Origin of the sequence: Methanothermobacter thermautotrophicus, from assembly GCF_014889545.1 — an archaeon.
Lineage (GTDB): Archaea > Methanobacteriota > Methanobacteria > Methanobacteriales > Methanothermobacteraceae > Methanothermobacter > Methanothermobacter thermautotrophicus_A.
The window spans coordinates 544,692-560,865 of sequence record NZ_QKOF01000006.1; the positions used below are offsets into that span (position 1 = coordinate 544,692).

Consider the following 16,174-nt stretch of genomic DNA (forward strand, 5'->3'; position numbering starts at 1 on the left):
TCTCATCAAGGATATTGATGCCATAATTGGGGGTCTGAGGAGGGTATACTCCATGCGTGTCTTTGAGGACCGGGACCCCTACCGTGTACTTATAAGGACCATCCTGTCACAGAGGACGAGGGATGAGAACACAGATGAGGCCACAGCCACTCTATTTGAGAGGTACCCTTCCATTGAGGATGTGGCCTATGCGCCCCTCGAGGAACTAGAAGCCCTCATCAGGAAGGCAGGCTTCTATCATGTGAAGGCCCGGAGGATAAGGGAGGTTTCCAGGATAATCCTTGAGGAATATGATGGGAAGGTTCCTGATGACATCGATGAACTTCTTAAACTCCCGGGTGTGGGAAGGAAAACAGCCAACTGTGTACTGGTCTATGCCTTTGGCAGGCCAGCCATACCGGTGGATACCCATGTCCATCGGATATCCAACAGAATAGGGCTTGTGGATACCAGGACCCCCGAGGAGACCGAGAGGGCACTGATGGAGGTGATTCCAGAGGAGTACTGGATAGAGCTCAATGACCTCATGGTACAGTTCGGCCAGGACATATGCAGGCCCCTGGGCCCACGCCATGAGGAGTGCCCCATAGCAGATCACTGCGACTATTACCTCAGGATTAACATTGAAGAAGACAAGGAGAAGGTTTAAGGAAGTGATCTATAAACCACGTCCGTTTTTTGCCTTTCTAGTAACATCGGAAAGAGCTCATATCAGACCTTCTAAAAAGCCGGGAACATCTATAGGTTGATCGGATCACTCTTTAAGTGCAGCGACCTTCTCTGCAAAGGCTGATAGCACCTTCTTTGAAAGTCCCTCGATATACTTGAGTGAACCGGCACATTCATGGCCACCACCATCTATCACTGCCTCAGGGATCTCCTCTGCGAGTTCCCAGACTATCTCGTTGAGGTTGAATCCAAATTTCTCATTGACAGCATCAGTGGCCCTTATAACACCGAAGTCAGGCCCGTAGGCCAGGGTGATTATAGGTGTCTCCTCGCCATGCTTCTGGACCATGTAATCATGGACGAATCCACAGGTCTTGCCGGGGGCAGGGAATGTGAAGCGGTGTGAGTACTTCTCAACATCCAGGACATTGAAGAGTATCCCGTTGGGCAGCCTTGTGGATTTGAGGTTGGGTATGGCTGCCCGGAGCTGGGTGTCAACCTTCCTCTCGTATTCCCTGTAGAGTGCATCAACAAGTTTCTTGTGTTTATCAAGACTTCCAAGCCCGAGTATGGTGTCAATGATTCCCCTGCCATTCATGAACCTCAGATAGAAGGCCTCAAAGTCTATACATGCGGCGATCCTCTCAAGGTCCTCCCTCTCATAGCCGCGCTCGGCTGCAAGCTCAATGTAGGCCTCGGCTTCAGGGGAATTTGCATGGTCACCAACCGCAGCTATACCTGGGAGATGCATAATCCTCTCTGCAATTTCAGGGTTTATCATCTTGGCTATCTCCACTGATAGCGCCCCTGCAGTTATCTGGGAGTCGCCACCGACCAGGTATGGGTTCACGTGGGTGTCAACGTATTCATCAACCTCAACACGTCCATCCTGGACCTCGCCAGGGTAGTGGTGGTCCACAACCACGATTTCAATGTCATATATCTTGGCCTTCATGAGGGCGAGGATGTCCTCCTCTGTTGACCCGTTATCCAGGAGTACAAGGAGGGGAAGTTTCTGCCCGTGCCTCTCAAGGTCCTCAAGGGCATATGAGAGGTCCTTCACGACATCCTCAAGTTCATAGAACGGTGCCTTGCTGGGGGCCCTCTTGAAGTAGTGCCACTCAGCATCTGTGCTGGGGTTGAGGTCACGGAGGAGGGGTAAAACGGCCTTCTCAATGGCGACACCGGCACAGATACCATCAGCGTCTGCATGGTGCCTCACAAGGATTGATCTTCCATCATAGACAGCCCTCCTTATTGCCTTGGCCGCCTCAACAAGCTTTGGCCTTAATTTTTCAAGGGTTTCACTTTCAATTAGCAGGTCCTTCCTTTCTGGTTCAGCCCTTCTGTCTATGGCCTCATCTATGAGTCGCCTGGCCTCAGCGGCTTCCTTACCTATCAGGCGTTCGATTGACTCGGATTCTATCTGAATCTTTCCTGTGTGCTGGTTAACCTCCCCTATAACCTCAACTATGTGGCCGATCTGTATGTGGGGGTAGACCCTTATACCTGGCTCGTCGAAGGCGGCGGCCCATGTGGTCCCTGTTTCATCGGATACTGTGAATATGGTGGGACCGGATGTCTGCTGTATCTGTATAACCTCTCCCACTATCCGCACGGTTTTACCAAGGCTCTTTGTATCTATATCTGATATCCTGGTCCTTGGCAGGTCCTTCTTTAACTTGATAACCTCGTAGGGGCCCTTTATACTGGCGGGGATCATGTCAACCTCGCCCTTGTAGGGTTTCACCTGGGATACCCTGACGAATATTTCATCCCCCACCTTGTAGTCTGGGAACACTCCCCTCATGAGTCCCCAGACGTGACTGTTGAGGCTCACAAAGACCCCATATTTTTCCACTCTGGTTATCCTTCCACGGTATATGCTTCCAACCTCGAGGTCGTCCATTGTGCATGCAGGGTGGAGGATGTAGACCTTCTCCTTCTTCTGACAGTCCGGGCAGTACTCATCCCTACCCTTTATCATCCTTCCACATGATGGGCAGATGTTCACCTCACCCTTACCTTTGCAGGTGGGGCAGGTCTCCCTCACCTCCACCTCACCCTTACCCCTGCAGACATCACAGGGGACCTCATGGGAGTCCTCCAGGTCGAACCTCTGCCTTGCACTGTTTGAAACACCCTTGAAATGATCCTTTATATCCTCTGTTGATCTGAAACCTGTTCCATGGCATGCGCTGCATATCTTGTAACTCTTAACACGGTAACCCTTACCCTTACATTCACTACATGACTGAATCATGGTATTCCTCATAGAAACGATTTATTTAGATGATAAATGTTAGATTTATTATATTAAACCGTGATCCATATATATTTGTGTGTCACCGGAGGTTGTGTATGTTTGATCCACTGGAACTGAAAAATTCAGTCATAAATTTTTTCAATAAAAGGAGACATCCCGGTGGAGGTTACACGCTCTACGAGGGCCTCCCTGATTCAAAGAACACCTTCTATGCCATCAGATCCTTTGAGGTCCTTGACTACGAACCCCCCGGCCTTGAGGAGACCCTTGACTGGCTCGAGGACCTCCACAGGGGAGGGACCTTCGCTACCCAGGGGCTCTTCTACAGGTGCAGTATCCTCAGAGATTATGGCATGGACTTTGAAATACCTGAGAAATTCACTGAGATGCTTAGGAGATCCTACAGGAAATCAAACATTGAGATAACCTACTACATGGACTCCATCCTGAGGATGCATGGTGAGTACCTTGATGAAATACCTGAATGGGTGCTCTCAGTTCAGAATGAGGATGGGGGATTCGGGGTCTATGGTTCAGATATTATCAACACCCGATTTGCGGTTGAAATACTCAGTTCCCATGGAGTGAAGATTGAGGTTGACAGGGTCCTCGGGTTCACGGATTCCTGTTTCTCGGATGGTGCATGGAACTTCACACCCATATCATATCCGCCCTACATTGAAACCGTCCACTCTGGCTTCCGAATCAATGAGATCTTGAGAGGGAGAGCGGAGGATGTAACAGACTTTGTAATGAAAATAAGGAACCCTGATGGCGGCTTCAGGAGGTCAGTTTACATGGGAATCTCTGAACCGGAATACACATACAGGGCAATCTACATGCTGACACGTATTCATGGATGATGAACCACAATAGCATATGATGAAATCATTCTCTTTAAGCTCTACAAAAACGAATTGATCCTGAAGATACCAATACTGAGAAATCATTCTAAGGAGTATAATTATGAGAAAATCAACGGCATTCATTGTAATTCTTGGAATCGTGAGTCTCTTATTATGAGAAAATCAACGGCATTCATTGTAATTCTTGGAATCGTGAGTCTCTTCGCTGACATGACCTATGAGGGTGGCAGGGGGATAACGGGGCCCTTCCTGGCTTTCCTTGGTGCCAGTGCCTTCATGGTCGGATTTGCAGCCGGCTTCGGGGAGCTATCAGGCTATCTTGTAAGGTTTCTCTCAGGATACATCTCTGATAGAACCGGGAGGTACTGGCTCATAACCTTTGCAGGATACCTGATAAACCTGCTTGCAGTCCCCCTCCTTGCATTTGCAGGTAACTGGCAGGTCGCGGTTTTGCTGATCATACTTGAGAGGCTCGGTAAGGGCCTCAGGACACCCCCAAGGGATGCCATGCTATCCTATGCATCATCTGATATGGGTCATGGTGCTGGATTTGGACTGCATGAAGCCCTTGATCAGATAGGGGCAGTTGCTGGTCCCCTGATACTATTCATGGTCCTGGCATCAGGTGGAAGCTACAGGGAGGGATTTCTGGTCCTCCTGGCACCCGCCACTGTTGCCATTGCAGTTCTCACAATGGGTTACATCCTGTTCCCGAGGCCATCTGAACTTGAGGCATCAGGTGAGATTGATTACAGACATCTCAGGGGGGCTTACTGGCTTTACCTTGCCTCGGTATGCTTCGTTGCCCTCGGCTATGCTGATTTCCCCCTGATCGGATATCATCTTGGAGTCAGTAGTGTGCTGGAGCCCTCAAAGATCCCCCTTATATATTCACTCGCCATGCTCACCGACGCCCTTTCAGCCCCCTTATTTGGCAGATACTTTGACAGGTACGGTTTCAGGGTCATGGCCCTTGCAGTTCTCATTTCAATGTTCTATGCACCACTGTCATTCCTTGGAGGTTCATGGGCTGCATTTGTGGGTGCTGTCCTCTGGGGTGTGGGTATGGGGGCCCAGGAGTCTGTTATGAGGGCTGCTGTTTCTGTCTTCTCATCCCCAGAGAGGAGGGGTTCTGCCTACGGCACATTTAATACAATCTTCGGTGTGGCCTGGTTTTCAGGTAGCCTCATCATGGGTTACCTCTATGGAGTGTCTGTACATGGACTTGTGGCATTCTCAATCATCACACAGTCCGCGGCTCTGATCATTCTTCTGAGCCTTGAAAGATTCAGGTCTGTTAGTTAAAAGCCCCCCGCAACATGGAATTTCCTTAGACCTGCGGATTTTCCACAATTTATATTCGACCGAAAAGAACATACCATCAGATTCAGCATTATCATCCTAAAGTATATATGGATAAATGTTAACAGATAAAGTGTATCCATTAGGTGATGGAGTCCACCTTTAACCGCTTTTTCTGGCTGATGACTCCTGCATAAAAAAAATGTAGGAGGAGCTGTCTTCCTAATGGAGGTATTAACTTGGAGTATGTTGCATTCAGCGTAGCTGTTATCATACTACTTGGTCTGCTATTCAACAAGGTCTTCACAAGGGCAAGGCTCCCGGGAATCCTTGGGATGCTGATACTGGGTATCCTTATAGGGCCCCATGGATTGAACCTGATCTCAAAGAGCATAATGGATATATCCCCTGACCTCAGGGTTATAGCCCTCATAATAATCCTGTTGAGGGCAGGGTTTGGTATAAACCTTGAGAGCCTCAGGAAGGTGGGAATGACTGCAGTCAAGATGAGCTTCATACCCGACGTCGTTGAGGGCCTTGCAGTGATGGTGGCCTCACACTACATACTCGGACTTCCCATCATTGAGGCGGGTATACTGGGCTTTGTTATAGCCGCAGTCTCACCGGCAGTCATAGTCCCCCAGATGCTATCATTCATCGAGAGGAGGATGGGAACAGCCAAGGGCATACCCACGATCATACTGACGGGGGCATCAGTTGATGATGTGGTCTCAATAACGCTGTTCTCTGTATTCCTGGGCATATACCAGGGACAGCAAGTTAACCTGCTTGTTGAGGCCATTGGAGTTCCACTATCGATACTGACCGGGATAATCGCAGGCCTTGCTCTTGGTCTTGGTCTGGTATACCTCTTCAGGAGGTTTGAGATAAGGAACACAGAGAAGACGCTCATAATTCTGGGTGCGGCCATTCTGCTCAAGAACATTGGTGACGTTCTCAGCACCCATATTCCAGTCGCCGCCCTTGTGGGCGTCATGGTGGTGGGACTTGTCATCCTCGAGAGGATGCCTGAGACTGGTCTCAAATTATCTGAGAAGTTCAACAAGGTCTGGATATTCGCGAAGATACTCCTCTTCGTCCTTGTCGGTGCACAGGTGGATGTGAGGCTCATATTCCATGTTGGCCTGCTGGGGCTTGCGGTGATCACCATTGGACTGATGGTGAGGAGTCTCGGTGTGCTGGTCTCCCTTAGAGGAACGGATCTTAACCTGAAGGAGAAGGTGTTCTGCATCGCGGCATACATACCAAAGGCGACGGTACAGGCGGCCATAGGTGCAATACCCCTTGCCGCCGGAGTGGCTGCTGGTGAAACAATACTTGCAATGGCTGTGCTTGCTATCCTCTTCACAGCACCCCTCGGATCCCTGGCTGTGAAATGGACGGGTGAGAGGTTCCTGGAGGTTGAAAGGGCGGATTAAAACTGATTGTTGATCAGACAAATTTTTCAGGATTTTTTTTAACAATCTCCATCCTTTCACTTTCAAGTTCTTTTGCTGTTCTCATGTAGCTGTTTGCCATTTCAATGTTGGAGTTACCGTTCTCTGTCTGATTGAGGCTGAACATCTGGATGGCATTTTTAAGTTCACTGGTGGCGTTTATCTTGGCTTCAAGTTCAGATACGAGGATTTCAAGGTAATTAACAATTACCGGATCTCCACCATTCCTGGCATAGCCCAGGGCCTCGGATGCAAGGTCCCTGGCGGATCTGTACTCTGAAGCTGCGAGTTCACACTTTGATAGTGCCTCATCGAGTTTGAAGCTGTTGGCTGCAATGGCGGATTCATTGAAATAGGAGTCGCCCTTCTTTATATGATCGTTTATCTCGGGCACCAGCGTATTTATGCTGCTGTTTCCAGAGTTTATGCAGCCACTCACAGCCACAACGAGAATTAAAAGGGTGATAAACTGGATACGCTTCATGTTGGATCTCTTTATAATCTGGAAAATAAAAGTTTTGGGGTTAAGGGCGGATACACTGCATTGATTTATTTGTTGACTGAAGGTGCTCAGCTGGCTAAGGACTCGATCAGGTTCCCCTGTGAATGCCCCAGCACCCGACCCATTGTATGGTGGCTCATGCTGACCACCTAATCTCAGGTCATTCAGGATTGCTGTTTCTTAAAGTTCAGGATCATAATTGCTGGCTGTCCTGAACTCCATAAAACCCTGAGTTCAAGGCAATCCATGTCATCAAGCAAGTGGTGGCGTGTCTGATCTTTATAGCCTTTTGATTTGAGGATGCGGTGTGTATTCGGTCTCAATACCACTGAAAAAAGGTAATTTGAGGGTCTCAGTACCAGAGGCCATGTATGTTGCAGTATATCCTCACCATGAGTTCTGAAGCCATCTCAAGGGGGAATTCTGCCTCCGGCTTATCTCCCGGTTTAAGGTCCTTTCTGTAGACCCTGTCTCCTGCCATGACCTCTATCCACTGGATGTAGTGGTTCTCCTCCATTGGGTGTGGAACCTCACCCACCCTGACCCTGATGCCAGCACCGGTTTCTTCCACCACCGGGACGTGCTTCTCTGGTCCAACATCGGTTCTTCTTGCAACCAGTAGTTCCATAGGCTGATTACAGCATACAAGCTGTCCAGCTCCAGGGTTAAGGACTTCAACGATGTTACCGCAGACGTTGCACCTGAATACCTGGTTTGTTTCTGTCATGGGAGACCCTCAGTATTCCTCACATTTCACCTGGAAGTACCTGCTGGGGTGGTCACATGATGGACACTTCTCGGGTGGTTCTGTTCCCTCATGGACGTAGCCGCATTTTCTGCAGACCCAGGCCACGGGTTCATCCTTCCTGTAAACCTTACCTGTCTCAACCAGCTTGAGGAGCCTTCTGTAGCGTTCCTCGTGGTGCTTCTCAGCCTCTCCTATTGCCCTGAGCCTCTTTGCAATTTCAGGGTATCCCTCCTCCTCTGCCACATCAGCAAATTCAGGGTACATCTCGCTGTTCTCATAGTGCTCACCTTCAATGGCGGCTATGAGGTTCTCATCTGTGGTTCCAAGTGTCAGGGGGGCCTCTGCATCCACCAAAATTGAGCTGAGATCCTCACCGGCCTCCTTCCTGAGGTCATTTATCAGGCGGAAGAGCCACTTGGCATGCTCCCTCTCATTATCTGCTGTGGTCAGGAATATCTCGGATATCTGCTCGAATCCTTCCTTCTTGGCGATTTTGGCATAGAAGGTGTACCTGTTTCTTGCCTGGCTCTCACCGATAAAGGCCTTTGTAAGGTTTTCAAGGGTTCTTTTCATTTTTTCACCCATCACTTTTTACATCAATATTTATGAACATAATGATATTAATAATTTCATTTCATCTGCTGGTTGAAGCAAAGCTGCTATCCACTGTGCCCCCTGAAGCTGAAGGTCCTTGCGTTCAGGGCGACTATGACGGTGCTCAGTGACATGAGAATTGCCCCCACCGCAGGACTTAGGATGATGCCCTGCCCGTAGAGGACTCCTGCTGCCAGTGGGAGGGCTATGACATTGTATCCTGTTGCCCAGATGAGGTTCTCCTTCATCTTGCTGTAGGTGGCTGCTGCAAGGTCCATGAGATCCACAACGTCGAGGGGGTTGCTCCTCACAAGGACGACATCGGCGCTATCCATTGCAACATCCGTGCCGGCCCCTATTGCCACACCAATATCTGCCTGTGCAAGGGCCGGGGCATCATTTACACCATCACCCACCATCACAACCCTCAGCCCCTCCTCCTGAAGCTTCCTTATTTCATCATACTTCTCAATGGGCATGAGCTCAGCCATGTAATCGTCTATACCAACCTCTGAGGCAACCCACCCAGCCACTGCACTGCTGTCACCTGTTAACATGAGGCACCTGACACCCCTTGATCTGAGTATCCTTACAGCCTCCCTGGCCTCCGGCCTTATCATGTCTCCCAGGGCGATGCAGCCCCTGAGTTCATCATCCACAATCACAAATACGGTGGTCTTGGCCTGCTCCATCAGCTCATCAACGCGGGGGTCACTGATTCTGAAACCAAGCTCCTCTGTGTAGCCGTAACTGAGCACCTTAACCATTGAGCCGTTAACACGTCCCATCACACCCCTACCCTCTATTGAGTTGAAGTTTTCCACCGGGAGGACCTCATCCACGGTTTCAACTATCCCCCTTGCTATTGGGTGGCTGGATCCTGATTCAACGGCCGCGGCATAGGACAATATTTCACCCTCATCCATTTCAGGGTCAAAGGATATAACATCGGTTATTCCAGGTTCACCCATGGTGAGGGTGCCTGTCTTGTCAAATACAACCACATCAGGTTTTCTGGCATTCTCGAAGGCTTCACGGTTCCTTATGAGTATACCCCTACCTGCGGAGATGGCTGTTGAGACTGCTATGACGAGGGGTATTGCAAGTCCCAGTGCATGGGGGCATGCGGTGACCATGAGGGTGACGGCCCTTTCAAGGGAGAAGAAGACACCCATCCCCAGTAAATACCAGGCCATGAACGTTAGAAGCCCACCCAGGAGGGCGATGGATGTTAACCAGAAGGCGGCCCTGTCTGCAAGCACCTGGGTCCTTGTTCTCCCCTCCTGGGCCCTGCCCACAAGTTCAATGATCTGGGAGATGAAGGACTCCTCACCCACACGTTCAACCTCCACTGTCAGGGATCCTCCAATGTTGATGGAACCCCCGATGACTGCATCCCCGGGCACCTTCTTCACGGGCCTTGATTCGCCTGTCAGGAGCGATTCATTGACATGGGACTCCCCCCTGATGACGGTTCCATCTGAGGGTATCCTCTCACCGGCCCTCACAACCACGAGGTCGCCTGGTTTGAGGGTGCTAACCTCAACATCCTCAACCCTGCCATCAACCACAAGGTGGGCCCTCCCTGGGAGTAGCCCTGCAAGCCTTTCAATAGCCCCCGCTGCACTCCCCACGGACCTCATCTCTATCCAGTGACCCAGGAGCATAACATCTATCAGTGTGACGAGTTCAACAAAGAATACCATCCCCTCGAGGCCCAGAATCACCCCAAGGCTGTAGGTGTATGCCACCGTGATTGCAACTGCAATGAGTGTCATCATACCGGGGCTGCGTGATGATAGCTCCCCCAGGGACCCCCTCAGGAAGGGGTATCCACCATAAAGGAATATCACTGATGATAGGATGAGCACCAAGTATTCGCTGCCCTTGAAACTGAACAGGACCTTGCCTGTTGGAAGTTCACCCAGAAGGATGACGGGAACCGTCAGTAGAAGGCATACCATGAACCTCCTCCTGTAGTCCTCCTCGTGGTGCCTGTGCATATCCATCATATCTGAACTCTCCTTTCCGTGATTCCTGTGCCTGTCCATCATTTCACCCCCAGGTACTCCATGATCCATTCAGGGTCCTCCGTTGGTGGGTGACACGTTTTTCTATCACAGAGGTAGTAGGTGCAGCCATCACCCAGCGCCACCTTCTCATTGAGGTGTGGCGGAGCAAAGGACCAGTCTTTCCCCATTACTGTGAGGGTGAAATCCGGTATCAGGGTTTTCCTGAGAACTGCAGGTATTTCTGGTTCTCCAGTGCAGACAACCACAAGGGACCTTCCACCATGGATGGCCCACTCTGCAGATGACAGGAGGAAGGTGTGGGCCCCTGGAGAGGATTCAGCCCTCCTGGCGAAGGCGCCCAGTATCCCCCGGGCCTCAGCTATAAGTTCATCATCCTCAAGGATGCCACCGAGCCTCAGAAGGTTCTGCATGTGAACAGAGTTACCTGATGGAATCGCACCATCAACTGATTCCTTTGGCCTCACAATAACGTCCGGATCATCCGTCAGATAAAAGCCACCATCAGAATCCCTGAAGTTATCCCTGAGGGTCTCTGTGAGTTCAAGGGCTTTTCTGATGTAGCCCTCCCTGAGGGTTGCGTCATACATTTCAAGGAGGCCCCATATCAGGAATGCGTAGTCATCAAGTTTCCCGTTTATGGCTGCCTCACCATCGCGGTACCTGTGGAGCAGCACCCCATCGGACATTAGCCTATCTTCAATGAATTCAAGGCACCCTTCAGCTGCCCTGAGGGATTCATCGTGATCAAGGACCTTGCTGCAGCGTGCGAGGGCGCCGATCATCAGACCATTCCAGTCTGTCAGTATCTTGTCATCCACTGCAGGGGCCTGGCGCTCAAGCCTCCTGGTAAGCAGCACCCTCCTTGCTTCCTCTATTCTCTCACTGAGTTCCTCCAGGGTCAGGTTGAACTCCTCTGCCACCCCCTCAGGGGAGTCCACATGGAGTATGTTCTCACCCCTAACTTCGCCCCTGAAATTACCATCCTCAAGGACGTTGAAGTAGCGCATCACGATGTCTGCATCATCACCGAGGGCCTCCCGTATCTCTGATGCCCTCCAGAGGTAGTAACCGCCCTCAACGCCACCACTCTCAGCATCCACGGCCGAGTAGAATGCGCCCTCAGGGGACTGGAGGTCCCTGCGGACATACTCTGAAATCTCAAGGGCGGTCCTCCGGTGGAGCTCCTCACCCGTCACCTGGAAGGCCTCAAGGTAGGCTGTCATTGTGAGTGCCTGGTCATAGAGCATCTTCTCAAAGTGGGGTATCGTCCATGTTGGCTCAACAGCGTATCTGTGGAAACCGTAACCCAGCTGGTCATATATTCCACCGTACCTCATCCTCTCAAGGGTGAGTCTGACCATTTCAAGGGCCTCCCCGTCACCCCTCCTGAGGTGGTAGGTGAGCAGGAAGTGGATGTTGTGGGAGGTGGGAAATTTCTGCTGGGACCCGAAACCTCCATTTTTCCTGTCAAAATTCCTTCTGAGGTACTCGTAGGCCATATCCACGGTTTCAAGTTTAATCTGGTATGAAGAAGACTTTTCCTTCAGGGCCTCCACGACCTTCCTCGCGGTCTCAGCTATCCCGTCGGGGTCGTTCTTCCAGAGCAGCGCAATCCTCTCAAGGATTGTCCTGAGACCGGGGGCTCCTCCTCTGTCATCTGGAGGGAAGTATGTCCCTGCAAAGAAGGGTTCACCCTCGGGTGTCATGATGATTGTCAGGGGCCATCCACCGCTACCTGTCATCATCTGGCAGACCCTCATGTAGATGGCATCAATATCCGGACGCTCCTCCCGGTCCACCTTAACAGCAACAAATTCCCTGTTTAGTATATCTGCGATTTCAGGGTTCTCAAAGGATTCCCTTGCCATCACATGGCACCAGTGACATGTGGAGTATCCTATCGATAAAAATATTGGCTTCCTCTCTGCAATGGCCCTTCTGAAGGCATCATCACCCCATGGATACCAGTTCACAGGGTTGTGTGCATGCTGCAGTAAATAGGGACTCTTCTCCTTTATGAGAGAATTGGTGTACTCATCTTTCATTGGCTCCCCCTCAATGGTATATATGTTGATGACACTTTATTAATTGAGGGGTTGATTCTACTATCCTGGTCTGCTGATTGTAAACTGTTCCATCCTCTTGCTGTGCCAGATGAGATACTTGCATTCCAGGTTTTCATTAAAATTGTTCCATAATATTCCAGCATCCTGTCATAAGATCGAATCCTTTAATTAATTCTCCCTTCAAATTCATCTGTATAAATGATCAGGTGATCCGCAATGAGTCTCATCATAACCTACATAAGTAGCAAAGGATGTGTCATGGCCGGGGACAAACGGAGAATAGCCTACTTTGGTGATAAATCAAGTAGAGAGATCCTTGAGGATGAACTGTACGCCGGTAAGATAAAGAGTGATGATGAACTCCAGAGGAGGGCGTCAGAGCTTGGGGTGAATATAAAGGTCACAGATGACACATGCAAGGTCAGAAGCCTTGGAGACGTTGTTGTAGGTGAAATAAGCCAGAAGACACCCTTTGAGACAAGAAGAAGAAGGATATACGCAACAACAGGGGCCTACCAGATAATTGAACTCACAGGTTCAAGGATAACCAGCATGGAAAAGGGCGATACTGCAATAATAGTCTTCGGGAATAAGATAGCCAAGGAGATTACAAACAGGTTCCTCAAAAAGAGGTGGAGGACAAAGACAAGCCTTAAGGATGTCGCTGACCTCTTCAGGGAACTCATGGACCATGTGTCCTCACAGACACCCTCTGTTGGCAGCGAATATGACCTGTTCATAAAGAGCCCATCCCTGGATAAGAAGAGCGCCCACAAACTTCTGAGTGACACCATTGTGAGGGATGTCCGCCTCCTCCAGAAATGGAGGGCCAAACTCAAACAGGAGATGCTAGACCGACGGGAGGAGATGAAACTGGCCTCAAGGATCCTCACAGAGGGCGAGGTCGGCAGGGTTATGAGGCAGGAGGGAAACCACGTTGAGGTTAAACTTGCAGGTGATGTTGAGGCCTATGACACCCGCTGGAAGAAGGTTGCAGGTCCAGGTGACATGGTACTCATGAGGGTAGCAGATGGCGGCACCATCTCACCCGGCGAGAAAATAGCTGTAAGGGATGAGAACCTCTGCGTGGAGGGGAGGGATATAAAGATTGACTGTGACGTCATAATCTGTCGCAGGGAGGAATAAATTTTTATTGGCGGCGGATAAAGATAGGATGGGTGATTGAATGAGGTTAACGTTTCTAGGGAGTGGTGGCGGACGATTTCGCCACCATAACACAGAAGAGGATGACCGGCGGCCTGAGGATTGATGGAATCGCCGGCATGAACATACACATCGACCCTGGGCCGGGGGCGCTTGTGAGGTCCTATCAGTTCGACTCTGACCCCAAGAAGCTGGATGCTGTGATGGTCTCCCACTCACACACCGATCATTACACCGATGCAGAGGTCCTAATAGAGGCAATGACCAGGGGCATGACGCGCCAGAGGGGCACCATCATGGGAAGTTTAAGTGTAATGGAGGGTTACAGGGACTGGGGACCATGCATCTCAGATTACCATATGAGAAAATCACGATGCATAACACTATCAGCCGGTGAGACCGTTGATATAGGGGATCTTGAGGTCACAGGTACCGGTACCGTTCATGGGGACCCGACAGGTGTGGGGTTCAGGTTCAGGGCTGATGACCTTTCAGTTTCCTATACCTCGGATACAGAGTACTTCGATGGACTTGCAGAATACCACAGGGGGGCGGATGTCCTCATAGCAAGCGTCATAAGACCCGGGGATGAGCATATAAGGGGTCACATGTGTACGGATGATTTCATAAGACTCGTGGAGGATGTGGAGCCGGGTATTGCAGTGATGACCCACCTTGGAATGAAGATGATACTCAACGACCCTGAGATGGAGGCATTCAGGGTCCAGGAGGCAACGGGTATCAGGACACTGGCAGCGAGGGATGGCATGAAACTTGACCTGGATGGGAGCAGCCTTGATATTTCCTGAGGGCGCTCTTCATCCACATCCACACATGGGCCCGTCAAAGCCCCGGGCTTTGAATTTATCCAGCTATTGGTGGTATAAATGAACTTCAAAGGTTTTTTTGGATTTTGAGGATAAGGGTATTCAGGATCACTCAAATTAGCGGCTGTTCGCATGGTCTTGAAATCAGTTAAGGGCTTTTTAGGAATCCTATGGGTTGGTTTTTCGGTGCTGTAATCTAGCTGTCTTTGGGTTGTGTTCTCTGTAAAGTTACCTTTGCAGGCCGTGGAATCCGCTGTGGGGTTGTCTGCAGCGGCTGCGGAACTAACAGACACCATAAAGATAAGAACAGCCAGCAACAGGACATAAAAATCCTTCACCTAAACACCTCCAATCAGTTGATAATAGGATTATACACAAAACTCATATATATTACGGATCACCTGCAACCTATTACTTGATGGAGAAGAGTGGAAAGTTAGGGACAGAACTTTAAAAAGGCTTCCCCCTAAATTTATCTTCTTAAACCACTTCAGGCCCTATATGATGTGACAGTTGCAAGCAGGGTGATGACCCTTATCACTTCACAAATCCCCGCCTCCACTCCTGGCCCCCTTTATGATATCCAGGATTCCGGCTGTGATAAATAGTACTCCCGTTCCAGAGAATATCAGTACTTCATCTGAGAGTAGGGATGTTTTATTGATCCAGGCCACCAGCAGCGTAGATACTGTCATCAGCACACCTACAGGAATATCCAGTAACCAGGACTCCACCTCCAGGACCTCCTTGAGGAGTATGTTTACAAGGAAGAGTAGGAGGGGGACAGTGGGCACGGATATCTTATAGCCATGGATTAAGTCACGGATTTCAGATATTACCACCACGATGATGAAGGCTGCTAGAAAGACTGTGAACATCCCCCAATTATTCCTCACCATACTTTAACCCCAACAAAAAATATAAGGGATTGATTAAAAATCACTCATTTCTCATTCCTGCGGTTCTCTGACCCCCTCTCTGAGACGTGTTTATATAAAAGGAGTGCGTAGTTAAGCACTATCAGGGAGGGTAAAGCCGACCATAAAATCTCTAAAGTGCTTTTAATTAAATTGGCATCCATATATATTGAAGAAAGAATGCCCATCATGTTGATTATAACAAGAGACATGGCAGAAATTAACCTTTTACCTTCACACCATTCCAGCAGACCCCCAAAGATCACTCCGTTAAGGAAGAGATAAATTATAGGTTGGAACTGCCCTTGATCACAGATTCTATAAAAGAGGTCACTGAGGGGGAGCTCCCCTGAAAATAAAAAGATAAGGCTTGAGAGGAAAACAACCCCTAATCCAATTGAACGGACACGAGATCTCCATATCATTGAAAACACCCTTTACCTGTCGAGACGATACCTGTGAACCCACCTGTAAGATCTAATATATGCCCTCTTAAATCCAGGATTAACGTTATCACCATACCACTCAATTAGCCCGTAAACTCCCATATATGCCTGGATACCCTCCCAGATGACCTGCAAGAACTTACCCTTGATTTTCTTCATTTCCTCATCAGTCAAGGTTCTGTTGTCTGCTTGCACACCGGTTGAGCTGGTATCTATCAAGTTATTTGCAGATTCTGACGAGTTTGTATTTTCATTGCCTTGATCTGTTTGATTATTTGTCTGATCCGTGGATTCGTTAACCTGCGCCGGATTATTAG

14 protein-coding genes, 1 pseudogene and 1 riboswitch are annotated in these 16,174 nt (G+C 49.6%); of the genes and pseudogenes, 6 read left to right on the forward strand and 9 right to left on the reverse strand.

Going from position 1 to position 16,174, the window contains the following annotated elements; all coding sequences use genetic code 11:
- Positions 1 to 52: 52 nt before the first annotated feature.
- Positions 53 to 649 (forward strand): endonuclease III domain-containing protein, encoded by a 597-nt coding sequence (locus DNK57_RS07295; RefSeq protein WP_192962284.1) that lies wholly within the window; start codon positions 53 to 55, stop codon positions 647 to 649.
- A 105-nt stretch (positions 650 to 754) separates the two neighbouring features.
- On the opposite strand, the gene DNK57_RS07300 is transcribed toward DNK57_RS07295, so the two are convergent.
- A complete protein-coding gene (locus tag DNK57_RS07300) occupies positions 755 to 2,932 on the reverse strand; it encodes a DHH family phosphoesterase (protein WP_192962285.1) in 2,178 nt (725 codons plus the stop codon).
- A 98-nt stretch (positions 2,933 to 3,030) separates the two neighbouring features.
- On the opposite strand from DNK57_RS07300, the gene DNK57_RS07305 reads away from it, so the two are divergent.
- The 3 genes from DNK57_RS07305 (at position 3,031) to DNK57_RS07315 (ending at position 6,542) form a co-directional block, all read left to right on the forward strand.
- On the forward strand, positions 3,031 to 3,798 hold the full coding sequence (locus tag DNK57_RS07305) for a prenyltransferase/squalene oxidase repeat-containing protein (RefSeq protein WP_192962286.1): 768 nt from the start codon (positions 3,031 to 3,033) through the stop codon (positions 3,796 to 3,798).
- A gap of 156 nt (positions 3,799 to 3,954) precedes the next feature.
- On the forward strand, positions 3,955 to 5,106 hold the full coding sequence (locus tag DNK57_RS07310; protein WP_192962287.1) for an MFS transporter: 1,152 nt from the start codon (positions 3,955 to 3,957) through the stop codon (positions 5,104 to 5,106).
- Between the two features lie 133 nt (positions 5,107 to 5,239).
- Positions 5,240 to 5,302: riboswitch (Fluoride riboswitch) on the forward strand.
- Between the two features lie 40 nt (positions 5,303 to 5,342).
- Positions 5,343 to 6,542, forward strand: coding sequence for a cation:proton antiporter (locus DNK57_RS07315; RefSeq protein ID WP_192962288.1), 1,200 nt, complete (start codon positions 5,343 to 5,345; stop codon positions 6,540 to 6,542).
- Positions 6,543 to 6,555: 13 nt separating this feature from the next.
- Here the strand turns inward: DNK57_RS07315 and DNK57_RS07320 are convergent, their stop codons facing one another.
- The 5 genes from DNK57_RS07320 to DNK57_RS07340 form a co-directional block, all read right to left on the reverse strand.
- Positions 6,556 to 7,044 (reverse strand): hypothetical protein, encoded by a 489-nt coding sequence (locus tag DNK57_RS07320; RefSeq protein ID WP_192962289.1) that lies wholly within the window; start codon positions 7,042 to 7,044, stop codon positions 6,556 to 6,558.
- Positions 7,045 to 7,414: 370 nt separating this feature from the next.
- Positions 7,415 to 7,789, reverse strand: coding sequence for a desulfoferrodoxin (locus DNK57_RS07325; RefSeq protein WP_192962290.1), 375 nt, complete (start codon positions 7,787 to 7,789; stop codon positions 7,415 to 7,417).
- Between the two features lie 9 nt (positions 7,790 to 7,798).
- On the reverse strand, positions 7,799 to 8,383 hold the full coding sequence (gene rbr, locus DNK57_RS07330) for a rubrerythrin (RefSeq protein ID WP_192962291.1): 585 nt from the start codon (positions 8,381 to 8,383) through the stop codon (positions 7,799 to 7,801).
- An 86-nt stretch (positions 8,384 to 8,469) separates the two neighbouring features.
- Positions 8,470 to 10,485 carry a heavy metal translocating P-type ATPase gene (locus DNK57_RS07335; protein WP_226891163.1) on the reverse strand — a complete coding sequence of 672 codons (2,016 nt, stop codon included), beginning with the start codon at positions 10,483 to 10,485 and terminating at the stop codon, positions 8,470 to 8,472.
- Positions 10,455 to 12,482 (reverse strand): thioredoxin domain-containing protein, encoded by a 2,028-nt coding sequence (locus tag DNK57_RS07340; protein ID WP_192962292.1) that lies wholly within the window; start codon positions 12,480 to 12,482, stop codon positions 10,455 to 10,457. Before DNK57_RS07340 ends, DNK57_RS07335 begins: the two co-directional genes overlap by 31 nt.
- Before the next feature lie 237 nt (positions 12,483 to 12,719).
- On the opposite strand from DNK57_RS07340, the gene DNK57_RS07345 reads away from it, so the two are divergent.
- Positions 12,720 to 13,649, forward strand: coding sequence for a DUF2121 family protein (locus DNK57_RS07345; protein ID WP_192962293.1), 930 nt, complete (start codon positions 12,720 to 12,722; stop codon positions 13,647 to 13,649).
- 62 nt (positions 13,650 to 13,711) lie between these two features.
- A complete protein-coding gene (locus DNK57_RS07350) occupies positions 13,712 to 14,476 on the forward strand; it encodes an MBL fold metallo-hydrolase (RefSeq protein ID WP_320056878.1) in 765 nt (254 codons plus the stop codon).
- Positions 14,477 to 15,036: 560 nt separating this feature from the next.
- Here the strand turns inward: DNK57_RS07350 and DNK57_RS07355 are convergent.
- From DNK57_RS07355 to DNK57_RS09175, 3 genes and pseudogenes are all read right to left on the reverse strand, one after another.
- The gene (locus DNK57_RS07355; protein WP_192962294.1) at positions 15,037 to 15,393 is read right to left on the reverse strand and encodes a hypothetical protein; all 357 of its coding nucleotides are present in this window, start codon (positions 15,391 to 15,393) and stop codon (positions 15,037 to 15,039) included.
- Positions 15,394 to 15,437: 44 nt separating this feature from the next.
- Positions 15,438 to 15,836 carry a hypothetical protein gene (locus DNK57_RS07360; protein WP_192962295.1) on the reverse strand — a complete coding sequence of 133 codons (399 nt, stop codon included), beginning with the start codon at positions 15,834 to 15,836 and terminating at the stop codon, positions 15,438 to 15,440.
- A gap of 12 nt (positions 15,837 to 15,848) precedes the next feature.
- Positions 15,849 to 16,174 (reverse strand): annotated as a pseudogene (locus DNK57_RS09175) (hypothetical protein); the annotation flags it as partial.